The sequence below is a fragment of the Ralstonia sp. ASV6 genome (genome assembly GCF_016429285.1).
GTDB classification, from domain to species: Bacteria; Pseudomonadota; Gammaproteobacteria; order Burkholderiales; family Burkholderiaceae; genus Ralstonia; species Ralstonia flaminis.
In genome coordinates this window covers 47685-61365 of the sequence record NZ_JAELUI010000009.1, presented here as the reverse complement: position 1 = coordinate 61365, position 13681 = coordinate 47685, and the positions used below count along the sequence as shown (strand labels likewise).

11 protein-coding genes are annotated in these 13681 nt (G+C 61.7%); 1 reads left to right on the top strand and 10 read right to left on the bottom strand.

Features of this window, described 5'->3' with window-relative positions:
- Nucleotides 1–226: 226 nt before the first annotated feature.
- From aceA to JHD73_RS02930, 10 genes are all read right to left on the bottom strand, one after another.
- On the bottom strand, nt 227–1534 hold the full coding sequence (gene aceA / locus JHD73_RS02975; RefSeq protein ID WP_199027625.1) for an isocitrate lyase: 1308 nt from the start codon (nt 1532–1534) through the stop codon (nt 227–229).
- Between the two features lie 349 nt (nt 1535–1883).
- Entirely contained in the window at nt 1884–2894 is a 1011-nt protein-coding gene (locus JHD73_RS02970) for a cellulase family glycosylhydrolase (RefSeq protein WP_199027620.1), read from the bottom strand.
- Complete coding sequence (locus tag JHD73_RS02965; protein ID WP_199027619.1) at nt 2882–3970, bottom strand: hypothetical protein; 1089 nt, start codon at nt 3968–3970, stop codon at nt 2882–2884. The genes JHD73_RS02970 and JHD73_RS02965 overlap by 13 nt, the downstream gene beginning before the upstream one ends.
- On the bottom strand, nt 3957–6359 hold the full coding sequence (locus tag JHD73_RS02960) for a CDP-glycerol glycerophosphotransferase family protein (protein ID WP_199027617.1): 2403 nt from the start codon (nt 6357–6359) through the stop codon (nt 3957–3959). Before JHD73_RS02960 ends, JHD73_RS02965 begins: the two co-directional genes overlap by 14 nt.
- Nucleotides 6356–7609 carry a lipopolysaccharide biosynthesis protein gene (locus tag JHD73_RS02955; protein ID WP_199027615.1) on the bottom strand — a complete coding sequence of 418 codons (1254 nt, stop codon included), beginning with the start codon at nt 7607–7609 and terminating at the stop codon, nt 6356–6358. The genes JHD73_RS02960 and JHD73_RS02955 overlap by 4 nt, the downstream gene beginning before the upstream one ends.
- A 3-nt stretch (nt 7610–7612) precedes the next feature.
- Nucleotides 7613–8047, bottom strand: coding sequence for an adenylyltransferase/cytidyltransferase family protein (locus JHD73_RS02950; protein ID WP_199027613.1), 435 nt, complete (start codon nt 8045–8047; stop codon nt 7613–7615).
- 45 nt (nt 8048–8092) lie between these two features.
- On the bottom strand, nt 8093–10339 hold the full coding sequence (locus tag JHD73_RS02945; protein ID WP_199027611.1) for a GNVR domain-containing protein: 2247 nt from the start codon (nt 10337–10339) through the stop codon (nt 8093–8095).
- Nucleotides 10336–10800, bottom strand: coding sequence for a low molecular weight protein-tyrosine-phosphatase (locus JHD73_RS02940; protein ID WP_199027609.1), 465 nt, complete (start codon nt 10798–10800; stop codon nt 10336–10338). The genes JHD73_RS02945 and JHD73_RS02940 overlap by 4 nt, the downstream gene beginning before the upstream one ends.
- Nucleotides 10800–11909 (bottom strand): polysaccharide biosynthesis/export family protein, encoded by a 1110-nt coding sequence (locus tag JHD73_RS02935; RefSeq protein ID WP_199027607.1) that lies wholly within the window; start codon nt 11907–11909, stop codon nt 10800–10802. Before JHD73_RS02935 ends, JHD73_RS02940 begins: the two co-directional genes overlap by 1 nt.
- Nucleotides 11910–11922: 13 nt before the next feature.
- Nucleotides 11923–13248: an undecaprenyl-phosphate glucose phosphotransferase gene (locus tag JHD73_RS02930; protein WP_199027605.1), complete on the bottom strand. Its 1326-nt coding sequence runs from the start codon at nt 13246–13248 to the stop codon at nt 11923–11925.
- On the opposite strand from JHD73_RS02930, the gene JHD73_RS02925 reads away from it, so the two are divergent.
- Nucleotides 13247–13543 (top strand): hypothetical protein, encoded by a 297-nt coding sequence (locus JHD73_RS02925; RefSeq protein WP_199027602.1) that lies wholly within the window; start codon nt 13247–13249, stop codon nt 13541–13543. The genes JHD73_RS02930 and JHD73_RS02925 overlap by 2 nt on opposite strands.
- The last annotated feature ends 138 nt before the right edge of the window (nt 13544–13681 follow it).

Sequence of the window (13681 nt, the reverse complement as noted above, 5' to 3'; positions counted from 1 at the left end):
TGGCTGAAACCTGCTACCGATTCAACCACCGTGACGAGGACTTGAAACCCTTACTGCGCAAGCTTCTGCAGGCAACCCCTACCCTCGAAATTCAACCCATTTTGGTCCGGTTTGGGTAGGAATTACCTAAAAAAAACCGCGCCGTTGAGGAAAGCGCGGTTTCGAGAGGCCGGCGTGTGGTCAGCACGCTGGCTCAGGTGACCCGGATGCCGGATGCGTCGGCAACTCAAGCAACCTTTTTGGCTTGCGCCGTTTCTTCGAAGAATTGTTCGTCTTCCGTCGAGCCTTTGAGCGCCGTGGTGGACGCTTCTCGTTCGATGGTCTGCGTCACGGCATCGAAGTAGCCCGTGCCGACTTCGCGCTGATGCTTCACAGCAGTGAAACCCTTATCCGCCGCCTTGAACTCGGCCTCCTGCAACTCGACAAAGGCGCTCATCTGGTTGCGGGCATAGCCGTAGGCCAGGTTGAACATCGAGTAGTTCAGCGCGTGGAAGCCGGCCAGCGTAATGAACTGGAACTTGTAGCCCATCGCACCGAGTTCCTTCTGGAATCGGGCAATCGTGACGTCGTCCAGGTTCTTCTTCCAGTTGAATGACGGCGAGCAGTTGTACGCCAGCATCTTGCCCGGGAACTTGGCGTGGATGGCCTGGGCGAATTTCTTGGCGTACTCCAGATCCGGCTTGCCAGTTTCGCACCACACGAGATCGGCGTATTCGGCGTAGGCTAGGCCACGCGAGATGGCTTGCTGCAGACCCGGCTTCGTGCGGTAAAAGCCCTCCACGGTACGCTCGCCGGTGCAGAACGGGCGGTCATTGTCATCCACGTCGGTGGTCAGCAGGTCAGCGGCTTCCGCATCGGTACGGGCGATCAGCACGGTCGGCACGCCCAGTACGTCGGCAGCCAAGCGAGCGGCAACCAGCTTGCTCACGGCTTCACGCGTGGGCACCAGCACTTTGCCGCCCATGTGACCGCACTTCTTCACGGCGGCAAGCTGATCTTCAAAGTGCACGCCTGCGGCGCCCGCCTCGATCATCGCCTTCATCAGTTCGAACGCGTTGAGCACGCCGCCGAAACCGGCTTCAGCATCCGCCACGATCGGGGCGAAGAAATCGATGTCGCCTTTGCCTTCCGACCATTGGATCTGGTCAGCGCGGGCGAACGTGTTGTTGATCTTCTTGACGACCTTGGGCACCGAGTCCACCGAGTACAGCGACTGGTCCGGGTACATCTCCCCGTTGCTGTTGGCGTCGCCCGCCACTTGCCAGCCCGACAGGTAGATGGCCTTCAGGCCGGCCTTGACCTGCTGCATGGCCTGGTTGCCCGTCAGCGCACCCAGCGCGTTGACGAATGGCTCGTTGTTGATCAGGTCCCACAGCTTTTCAGCACCGCGCTTGGCCAGCGTATGCTGGATCTGCAGCGAGCCGCGCAGGCGCACGACGTCTTCGGCGGTATAACCGCGCTTGACGCCCTTCCAACGCGGGTTGGTGTCCCATTCCTTCTGCAGTTGCTGCACTTGTTGTTCGCGCGTCGTCATCACACTCTCCTGCTTGATCGCATCCATCCAATAAGAATCGGGGTAACGCACTCACCGCTTGAAGCCAGCGGCCCTCCGCGGGCGCCCTCCCTGGGGCGCCGTTGGCTGACCAAAGTCATGTGTCTTATATAAGAGTGTAGAGAGGCGCGATGCAGCGCAACAAGGACAACCTCAATTCGGGGAAAATTTTTTATTCTTTTATTTTCAATAACTTATATTCAACGTTTCACGATACGGAAAGATTTTCCCCATCATGAAAGAGGGTGATGGTGCTCTGCGGTGCGGAGTTTTGTGGATCAAAAATGTCTTCCGCATTGTGAAAATTGGGAATCCGCTGGTAGTACCCGCGTCAATACGAATCGACGATCGCCCGACCACAGCATTCTTCGTAGCGCCGGGCCGTCGGCTTGGCGCGCCCGTCTCGGCCAAAGAGACCAAACCGGTGCTCACGGTTCGTTGGATCATCGCCGTCGTCGATCAGGTCGTACCACCAGACGCCTTTCATATAGGGGCGGGCTTTCGCCAGCGCCATAAACCGCTGCAGGTAGTCCGCCGCGTCGGCTTCGGTGTAGCCGCCTCGGTGGGTTGGCCAGCCCATTTCCGTTACGTACATGTCAATCGGCTTGCCATGCGCGTCGAGCATGAGACGGTGTATCTCGTCAACCCAAGCGATGGCCGCTTCCGGCGAATGCCCCCACAGTGGCTTGCCATAGTTGTACGGGTGGATGCTGATGCCATCGACAGCATCTGCGGCACCGGTACGCGCAAAGGCTTCAAACCAACGGGTATCCGAGTTCGTCGCGCCGCCGGCCAGAATGATGGCTTGCGGGTCGGCCGCGCGGATAGCCTGAGCCGTCACGCTTACCAGCTTTGCGTAGTCTTCAACGCTACCGACGGTGCGTGGCTTAGTGGTCGAGCCGAAGCCGATATTCCATTCGTTCCAGATTTCGTAGTAGCGCACCTTGCCCTTCATGCGGCGGGCAACCCAAGACGCATAGTGAGTGAAGCCCTCCCGGGCGGCATCGGTGGTCACCAGCCCACCCGGCTCGTACAGGTTGTTGCCATAGCCCAGCAGCAACAACGGCTGCCTCCCCGTGGCCGATGCCCACTCGATCATCTCGACGACACGCCCCAACGGTGCAGAGATCGCGTACTCGCCTTTGCGCTTTTCCAGCTCATTCCATGGCAGCGATGTGCGCCAAGAAGCCAACCGAGCCTCAACCAGGGCCGCCTTGATGGCCGGCAGATCCGCATTCTTGCGGATGGGGTGAATGCAGGCGCCTGCAATCGTTTCCGACACCGCCCCGGAAGTGGCCAACGCCAGGGCGCAGGCCAACAACCACCGCATCAGACAGCGCATGAAGCGGGCTCCTTCTCGGTACGATCAAATTGAAAATCAGCAATCAACAGCAAGATGAACGGCAATACGCTGATCTTGTGTCGAAAGTACGAACCGTAGTCGGGCTCGAACAACGCGGAGACCATCGTGAACGCCAGTACCGCGCAGGCAGCGAACGACTGGACATTCTTTTCAGGCTGCCGAAACGCCGCGATCATCCGCCACGTCAGATACATCTGGAACAGCACGAACGGCGCATAGGTCGGCGAAATCAGTAGCAGGTTCAACGGTGCCAGCATCCAACCGAACGTAATCGCTCGATTGAGCAAGAAGCCAATGCCGCCCGCATCGTCAAAGGGATACACGATCCGGCTGGCGGAAACGCCCTCCAGATAGAGTGCCCGCCCTTTGCGGATTAGATCGAGCGGCAGGTGATCGTGAAACAGCACGACCATCAGCGCCGCAACGAGGTAGAGCGCGAGCAGCGCTTTCCCGCGTTTCAGCAGCAGCCATTGCACCGGCAACAGCACGGCGAAGGCCAAGTAATAGATGCGGAAATAGATGCCACAGACCACCAGAATGATCACGCACAGCACCAACAGCCCTCGAAACGAAAGCACCCCTGCCCGAAACAGTGCGAGCGCAAAGAGGGTCGGGACAAACAGGACCAGCTCTTTGGTGATGTTGAAGTAGAACGGCGCCAGCAAGACAACGCACGCCGCAAACACCAGCACATTGCGATAGTCGGCACGCAAGCGCCACTGCAATACCAATACCGCCATGCCGATATAAAACAAACCACCGAAAACGCCGTTGGCCAACAGCAAGTCGTCGGTATAGGCAACGCCGTAGCCATCGAGATCAATGCGGAGCGCTCGCATGCCCTCCAGCACCGGTGACAGCAGGTAGGCCGTCGATGCGAATGAGCTGCCGAACGGCTCCAGTGCGCCTTGGGTATGGAGGATCGTGAGGCCATCGACGTAGAGTTTGTCGTGCCACAGCAGCGGGATCACCGCAGCAAACGCCACTGATGCGACAAAGCACATCAGCAGCACGAGCACGCGGCTGGCCAGTGCCCTTGCGCTAGCGTCGACCATAAGCCCATCGTCCGTAGAACGTCTGCATGCGCGCCATTGCCTCACGCATGTCAAACCGTTCGCGCGCCACGTCGATGGCGGCGTCCGACATGCGCTGCCACGTGTCGCGATGGCTCAGGAGGTGCGCAACATGGCCGGCCATCAGACCCGCGTCATCGAGCGGCACCAAGTAGCCATTCCGGCCATGCTCGATCACGTCCCGAATGCCGTCGACATCAGTCCCCACCACGGGCACACCCAGGCAATTCGCTTCCGCCAGCACGTAGCCGAAACTCTCATACGCCGAGGTGAGTACCACGACGGCGGCCTTCGCCATCAGGCGCAGCAAGTCTTCGCGCGACATCCAGTCCGCAATCCGCAGCATGTCGGGTGTGACGCCCGCCTCCACCATCATGGCTTCCAGACGCCGCATGTCGTCTGGATAGTGCCCGACACCGATCAGGTGGAACACCGCATCGGTTGTGCCATGGAGCTGACGCACCACCTGCAGAAACATCGGCAGATTCTTCTGGTCACTCACACGCGCCACCATCAGCACGTCTTTGCGTACCTGGGCAGCATCGATGCGGTGCGATTGCAGCACATCCACCTCAACCGCATTGAGCACGTGTGACACGCGTTGGGGCGGGCAACCAACATCGGTAATGGCCCGCACGTGCTCTGATGGCGACGTGCCCAGTGTGGCACTTCTGGCAAAACGGTCCAGCAGTTTCTCTGCCATCAGAAACACCTGTCGCACCAACCCGCGCTTGCCAAGATAGAAGTAGGCGTGCGGCGTGTAGACCATCCGCGTCTTGAGCCCAATGCAAGCAATGCGACCGAGCAGGCCCGCCTTGGAGCTATGCAGATGCACGATGTCCGGCGCCGCCGCCTTGACAGCACGCCGCAACGCCAGTGCCGCGCGCAGGTCGTGCGTGGGCGATAACGCACGCTGCATCGGCACGATGGTGACAGGTATCCGGTCGGCAGTGACTTGCTCGCTCAATGCACACGGCTGAGGCAACACAAATGCAAAGTGAAAACGGGTGGCGTCGTGATAGCTGGCGAGCAAGCGCAAATAGGTCTCGACCCCGCCAAGGCAGCCCGCCACGTGCATCACCTTGATGGGCGCTTCAGGCTGCCTAGGCTTGGTGGGCTCGGGCAGGCCCAAGTCGCGCGCGATCTGGTCCAGCACACGGTTTGCAGCGCCGGCATCCTTGTAGTGGTGATAGCGATCTCGCAACCTGAGCACGTTCTTGCTGGCCGCTTGTTTGGCAACGGCGTCATTGAAGATCGCGTCGATACGGTCGGTTGCCCCGGTCCAGTTGGTACTCCACTCTCCACCGGTGAATGTGGCATAGCTTTCATACAGACCGCGACTACGTTCGTAGCTCTCCAAATCCGGCGCCAGAAAGACGATGGGGCGTGCCAGCAGGCTGTAGTCGATCGCAATGGCCGAGTAATCCGTTACCAGCACGTCGAATGCATTCAGCGCTTGGTTGATGTCGTGCAACATGGAAGACGGCAGGAAGCGTATACGCTCGCAACGCGCCTCACCGGTAGCGCTCGGAATGCCGCACGGATGCGAGCGAACGACCAGCCACGCATCTACTGCTTCCAGCACGGCGTTCAAGCGAAGCATCTCGTGAGCATCCGGCAAATCCGGATCCGCATTGCCGTCGCGCCAGGTCGGAGCAAAGAGGACGAGTTGAGATGGCAGGTTTGTATCGCCCAAACATTTCCCGAGCAGCGCGCGCGCCTGTGCACGTCGGGACAATGGATCGCTATCGAGCAATACATCGCAGCGCGGATCGCCCGTCAGGCGAATCCGGTCGAGATCATGCCACCCCCACGCCGTACGAAACCGCTCGCTGACGATCAGGCTGGGCGATGGCAAACAACGGATCGACCGCGCCGATGCACGAAACATCATGCCCACGATCGATGCCATGAACCGACTGAGCATCGAGTGCCCGCCAACCTCGAGCGCATTGGGCGCGTCGAGGTGAATTCGCTTCAGGGGCGCGCCATGCCAAAGCTGCACGAGATACGTGCCGGGAACACATGCGCGGCACAGGTCCCCGTAGCCGTGTGTGACCACCCCCACGCCCGCCCGCAGCGTCAGCCAACGGGCACGCCACGACGTTTTCCGAACCACTTCCAGGCCGAGTTGCATGGCTTCGGCGTATTGATCGGCGTTCTGCGCGATCCACACGGCCCGCATGTGCGGGTATCGCTGCTGTGCGGTGCGCAGCAGCCGGAGCGAGCCGTCTCCGACGCCAGTCTGGCGCCCGAACACCCACAGCCATCGATCGCGCGGGAACACCACGGCAATCAACCCCATCACCACATACGCCGGCAACCGCAACAGCTTCGCGCCATTGGCACGTGCAAAAGTGAATGCCTTCACGCTTTCCCTTGTTTTGTATCCCGCCAGAAGCGGTAGCAGAACCCCAACACCACCAAGCACTGCGTGACGAGCATGCCAATCACTGCAGAGGCGGCCCCGTGTCGGCCCAGCAGCCACATCAGCGTCAGACCCACCGGAATCAGCGCGCCGGCATACACCAGAAACAGACCTCGCGTGTCCATGCGTGCGCGCATGGCAGCGCGGTAGATGGATGCGGCCACCCACAGCGGCGGCAGAAACGCGGCAAGCCTCAACACGTTGCCAAACGCCGCATAGCGCTCGCCGTACAGCACCTCAAGTGCCGTTGCACTGAAGGGCGCGATCAGCAGCCCGAGCACCAGCAACGCGATGAACATCAGCCCTGCCAGCCAGTGAATCCGCTGGGCGTAAGCCGTTGCGCCCTGGCTGCGTGCCAACTCCGCCAGCAGCGGCAGCAATGCGGTACAGGCCCCCACCAGCAGCGTGTTGACTGGCGCCACCAGATTGAGCACGGCACGCAGCCCACCCGCCTGCTCCGGTGTGCCCAGCAGCGGCAAAACGAACACGTACCCGTTGCTGTTAACCCAGATCAACAGCGCGGCTGGCAAGCTCCATGCGGCATAGCGCAAACTGGTGCGCGCAAAGGTTTTCAGTGGAGCCAACCCGCCCGCCCAGGGCCTTGCACAACACGACAGCAGCGGCACGGAGGCGACCGCCGCACCCGCCGCAATCGCCCACAAAGGTTGCATCGAGGGGCCCAATACCCGGTAGCCCAAATACGCCAGCGCCAACGTCACCACCCCATAGGCAAGCGTCATCGCCAGCACCATGAGAGGCCGTGCCGCGCGGTAGTAGTACGGCTTGGTCGACCAATACAGGCCACTGAACAGCAATGCCAGGAAGAACGACGGCTGCCGCAGCCAAGCTTGCGCCTCGTGCGCAAACCCACCCATGGCCCAAGCCGCCCCGGCAAACAACAAACACAGGCCCAGCGTCATGACGACGATGGGCGTCGCCCCGCCAAACGCCGTGGTGCCCGACTCAACCGGCGCCACCGCATAAGACTCGGCAATCACGGCGGCATGCACCATGTTGGCCAGCACAATCACGGCATACGCAAAAGCAAAGGCCCCGAGCGCCGCCACACCGCCCTGCCGCGCCACGATCACGCCCAGCACAAAGTGGATGGCGGCGAGCAGCACCTGATCCATCGCACCGAGCAGCGCATGGTGGCTCCATTTGCGCCTAGCGGTGCTGGCCGTCGTACTCATCGATCAGCCCCGGCGGATCACTTCAATGATCTCCGTGGTGGAAATCGACGGCGTCCGCCCGAGGTAGACGACTTCGCACAGGTCATTGCAGAAATCGAACTTGCCAGCCCAGTCGTCGCCCATCACCAGCACGTCAGCCGCATGCTGAACGATGTAGTCACGCTTGAGCTCAAGTGACTCTTCGACAAAGACATCGGTCACATACCGCATGCTGCGGATGAGCGACAGCCGGTCGTTCTGGTTATAGACCGGGTAGCGGCTCTTTTTGGCGTAGTTGAGCGCATCGCTGGACACGCCCACGATCAGCGCATCGCCCAACTGGCTGGCACGCTCCAGCAGGCGCAGGTGGCCGACGTGCAATACGTCGAACGTGCCAAAGGTAATCACGCGCTTGGCGGGACGGTGCCCGCGCTCTTGCTGCTCTTGCTTCAAATGCATCTGTGATTCTCGTGTTCGGTGTCGGTACGCCCTTGCAGCTCAGGCTCAAACCGACGGGGTTGTGTTGGCCGCGGCGGTCTTGCCATAGCCGTCCATGCCGTAGCGCCCATAGCGGGTGCTTTGCAGGTCGTACTGCATGTCGTTGATCAGCACGCCATCGAGCGATGCCCCCACGCGGGCAAGACGGGCTTGCAGTTCGATCAGTTCGCCTTCACTGGTGTCGCCATAGCGGGCCACGGCCAGGATCGTTCCAGCGCAGCGGGCCAACGCCAGGGTGTCGGCAACCGGCAAGACCGGTGCACTGTCGATCAGCACGACGTCGTAGCGGCTGGCCATCTCTTCGATGCACCGCACGAAGCATGACGTTTGCTTCAGATCCACGGTCGTTGCCTGCTTGCGTGTTGACAGCAGCAAGTCAAGACCCGGCGTACCACTGGCGTGGATGACCTCGTCCACCGATGAATTGCCTTGCAGCAGCGAGGTGAGATCAGGCCACACCGGGTATGCAAAGCTGTTGTGCAATGTCCCCTTGCGCAGATCGGCGTCGATCAGCAGGACGCGCAGGCCAGACGTTGCCAGAACGACTGCCAGGTTGGTCGACACAAACGACTTGCCCACGCCCGGCGTCGCGCCGGTGATCAATACGACGCGATTGCGTGCCTCCAGCAGGCGTATCTGCAGCCCCATACGCAAGTTCTGGAGGCTTTCAACGACGGCATCCTGTGCATCGCTGATCGCCAACGGCAGACGCACATCGCCTTCAGAAACCTGGGCTCGCCGGGTCAACCGATCACGGCGCTTCTGCGCCTTGCTTTGCGGGATGACGGCATACACCACCGTACCCAGCAGTTCTTCCACGTGCCCTGGCTGCGTCACGGGTTGGCGCCCCAAGCCGCGCAGCAGCGCCACGCACAGACCCAACACGGCACCCAGCAGCGCGGCGCCCAGCAGCACCAGCACGCGACGCGGCTTGATAGGTGTCTCAGCAGGTTCGGCGTTGTCCAGCAGGCGAACGTTAGCCACCTTGCCGGCCTTCGTTATACGCAGTTGCTGGATGCTGTTGAGCATGGCGGTATAGAGCTCGCTGTTAACGCGCACGTCGCGGGTCAGGCGGATTACGGCCTGCTCATTGGCCGGCAGCGTGTCGAGCTTCTTGCGCAACTGCTTCATTTCACCTTGCAGCTGCGCGGCCTGGGCATCCAGCGCCACCACGTTCGGGTGCGCGGCAGTGTTGTGCACCAGTTGCGCCTGCCGTTCCTGCAAGAGCTGACTGATGCGCCCCTGCAAGGTCACGGATTCCGTCAGCATCAGCTTGCCCTGCTCACTCAAATCCGTCGCGTCGGACTTGCGTCGAAACTGCAGCAGTGCATCTTCCGAGCTTTCCAGCTGGCGTTTGAGCTCCGGCAATTGGCGCTCCAGGAAGGCCAGCGAGCTTTCCGCCTCGACCGCGCGCCGCTCGCTGTTCTGCTGCAGATACACCTGCCCCATCGCTTGCAGAAACGCCGCGATGCGATGCGCACGCGCCCCTTCCAGCGTGACCGAAATGACGCTGCTCTGCTTGCCCTTCTGGAAGATCACCAGTCGACGCTGCAGCTCGGCAATCGTGTCCTGGCGAGAAAAGCTACGCACCACGAACTTCGCCCCCGACCGCGCATGCACAGCCCGGACCACCAGCGTGATACCGCCTTCTGATGACGTCATCGAGATCGGATCGCCGATCCGGCCCTCGCGGCTCCCAGCATCAGCGGGGCCATCGACGCGTACGCGCTCCCCCTCCAGCAAGGTGATAACGAATGGCTTGCCGACCATCGCCGGCGGCACGTTCAACCGATCCACCGCGATGGATTCATTGCCCCACGTATAGCCGCCGAAGCCCAGCAGACCCGGCGCGGACAGCGTGTCGCTGCCGCGCGCGAGCATGCTGCCCAGCAACGGCAAGCGCTGCGGCTCGGCATCGATGTCGTAGTGGACACGGTCGACCGCTGCGCCAATCACCATGCGCGAGCGCAGCACCTCCATTTCGGTATCGCCGGACGATTTCACCTCCAGCGCGGAAGACAGCGCCCCCATCAGGCCTTGCGCCGCGCCGCCCCCGCCCTCCTCCACTTCAATCAGCAGGTCGGACCGATAGATGGGCGTGGCCACCCACGCATACAGCGCGCCGACAAGTGCCACGGCAGCAAGCGTGCCGACGATCCAGCGCACCTCGCGTCGCAGGAGGTCCAGGAGATCAAGAAAATGCAGCGTTCGCTCGGCGATACGGCGACGTTGTTGCGACAGGATGGCGCTCATCGTTGGATGCCCCGATTCGGTTTGGCCAGCATCCGGATACGGGATTGCCAGCGATCGACGGCCAGGGCCATCTGATGAAAACACTCCACGAACACGTGCTCAGGCCGGCCGAACGGGTCAGGCACCGGGTGATCGTCAAGGGTGAAGACTTTTCCACCGGCGTTAGGAAAGCGCCGGATGATCTCGGACCGCTGTGAACGGTCCATCGTCAGGATCAGGTCGAACTGTGCGCACAGTGGTGCCGTCAGCAAGCGCGATCGGTGCGCGTCGATGTCCATGCCGTGGCGATGCATCACCTCGACGGCATGCTCATCGGCCGGCAGCCCACCTGGCGCGTGCGTGCCTGCAGATTCCACTGTGACGGACAAGGCCGGCCCAGCCGCCAACGCACGCCGCAACAACTCCTCGGCCATCGGGCTACGGCACACGTTGCCAACACAGACCACAAGTACGCTGTGCATCAGTTGCCGCTCGCAGCGCGTTGGGTGTTGTAAAGCGATTGCGAAGTCGGCAGCAGAAGGCTGACCACGCGGTTCCACTTCATCAGGCCCGCCGCTTCTACATAGACGAGATCATTGGGCTGCAACGCAAAGCGCGCGGCCATGGCCAGGCCGGTGGGCGATTTCGCATCGAGCTTGAACACTTGCGGGGTTCCATCGGCCTGTGGCCGGACCACATACACGCCGCTGGGTTGACTGGTGTTGGCATTGACGGAACCTGCAGCAGCAATGGCCTGCGCAAGAGAGAGGCGGCCGTCCTGCATGGGCACCGCCTGCGCCCGCCCGACCTCCCCCGCCACGAAAACGGGGTTGTCCGCGCGCGCAACAACACGCACCGTATCGTTAGCACGCAGATAGAGCGTCTCGGCACGTTTGCCGACGGCGGCCATGGCCGGCAGGTCGACACGCACGGTCCGCCCTTCGCGCGACACCAGCACGCGGCTGGCATCGCCGTCGGGCAGCACGCCGCCGGCTTCAGCCAACGCATGCGCCAGCGTCATCGGCACATTCGTCACTGGCTTGGCGCCCGGATTCTTGACTGCGCCGTCTACAAAGACCTGCTGGCTCCGATACGACGCTACAGAAACGGCCAGCTTTGGATCGCGCACATAGCGTGCGATGGCCGCAGTGAGACGGCGCTGCGCATCACCGATCGTGAGGCCCGCCAACCGCACCGCACCAAGGTAGGGATAGACGATGTCGCCGTCCTCGCCCACCGTGAATACCGGAGCATCGCCATTGCCCGCGCGCGCAGCCACCGTGCCCTGCATGCCGAGTTCGGGGTGATTCCATACCTGGATGGACAGCACATCCGCAGCGCCAATGCGGTACGCGCGCTCAGGCGTGCCCAGCAGCGCGACGGCCGCATTCACGCCGGTCAAGTCATCACCTGCGCCTTGCGCGGCAAGCAGTGCCGGCGTGATGGCGGTCACTGGTGGCATGTTCTCGTTCGCCTGGAAGTGCATGCCAGGCACGATGCTGCAACCAGCAAGCGCGGCGAGCACGAGCACGGCTGTGCAAGCGCACGCGCGACGCACACGTGCAGGGAGCAATGAGGAATGAGTTCGCATGAGCGTCTGCCGATCAGTAAGCGTTCCGCCCGCTGAACCCCTTGAAAACCGTCATCCAGACGATCTTGAGGTCCAGCCAGAACGACCAGTTTTGGATGTAGAAGAGGTCCAGCGACACGCGCTTGGCCATCGATTCGATGCGCGCCGTCTCGCCCCGGCAACCGTTGACCTGGGCCAGGCCGGTAATGCCCGGCTTGATGCGATACCGGTACATGTAGCCGTCCACCAGGCGCATGTAGTAGTCGTCGTGCTCCAACGCGTGCGGGCGTGGCCCCACCACCGACATCTGGCCCAGCAATACGTTGATGAACTGGGGCAACTCGTCCAGGCTCGATTTGCGCAGCAGCCGACCGATCGGCGTGACACGGGGGTCGCCCTGTCTTGCCTGCGTCAGCGTGCCGGCCTCTTCAACATGCACGCGCATCGACCGGAACTTGAGGATCGTGAACTCGCGCCCGTCTGCCCCCATGCGCCGCTGGCGGAAGAACACCGGCCCCGCTGACGTACCCTTGACCAGCAGCGCAATCGCCACCAGCAGTGGCAGCAACCCAACGAGTGCCGCGAGCGCAAAAAGGCGATCAAACACGGGCTTGGCCCACGCCAGACTCACGTCACGTGACGATGCCACCAGGTTGATGACGGGCATCCCACCCAGCATGGATGCGTCCGGATTGAACAGAGGCAAGTCGCTCGTGACAGGGAATAGGCGCACGTCGACAAAGTGATGCTGCATCGCGCGCAGGTAGCGCTGGATTTCCTCCTCCTGTGAGGGCGGGAGCGCGAGCCATAGCTCATCAAACTGCTGGTCGGCTGCCCATTCGATGACGTCCTGCATCGACGCCAGCCTGTGCACAGCGGCATCCGCCTGCTCCGCTGCGTTGTTCGGGTCAAGCTGCCCCACAACGATGTACGCGTCGTTCTGCACGCGCTCCATCAGACGTTGCGTTTGTTCGGCACCCCCAACGATCACCACACGACGGATCACCACATGAACGCGACCCTTGATTCGCCAAAACATTTCGCTGCACACGCGCGACGCCAGCATCGAGGCGATCGAAGCCAAGGTCCACGCCGCCACCCAGGGCGTGAGCACGAGCACCGGCATATGCGCCGCGAGAAACAGGTGGACAATCAGGCCATGCGTCAGCAGCCAGACGATCAGGAATCTCGGAATGCTGCGCAGCGGCCGGCTCTGGAAACGCTTGCCATACACGCCGCTGATTGCTAGACCCGCCAGCACAAGACAGCCGGCCAAAACGCTCGCAAGAATTTCCGTACGCGACCAGTCGATAGGGCCGCCCAACTGCATTTCATGCGCGACAACGGCACCAAACACCATGCCCAATCCATCTGCCAAAACACGAAGTGCAGCCACGGCCGCGCTTGTCCTCGGCGAAGGTGTCAATCCAATCATTCACATCCCCAAAAAACCCACGCACGTGGGCAATACCCATGCAGGTCAACGGCAGCCTGCATTGGTGTTCTTTCTTATCGGTGCAACCGATGCCCACCACATCGCACGCAAACGCAGTGCAAGCAGGCGCAGAGCGCTGGCTGCGCGTAATACCGCAGACACCGCAGTGCTCATGAAGAAGGCCGATATTGGCCGTCCCGCAGACATCACCGTGAGGTGATCAAGGCGTGACACCGTCGCGCCCGCGCAGCCCGCGAGTGCGACAAATCGATACGATTCCCAGGGAGAATTCCTAATCTGCGGAGCGATCTTAGGAGAGCGCCTTAGGGCGACATATCAGAGCTGTCTTAAATAAAGA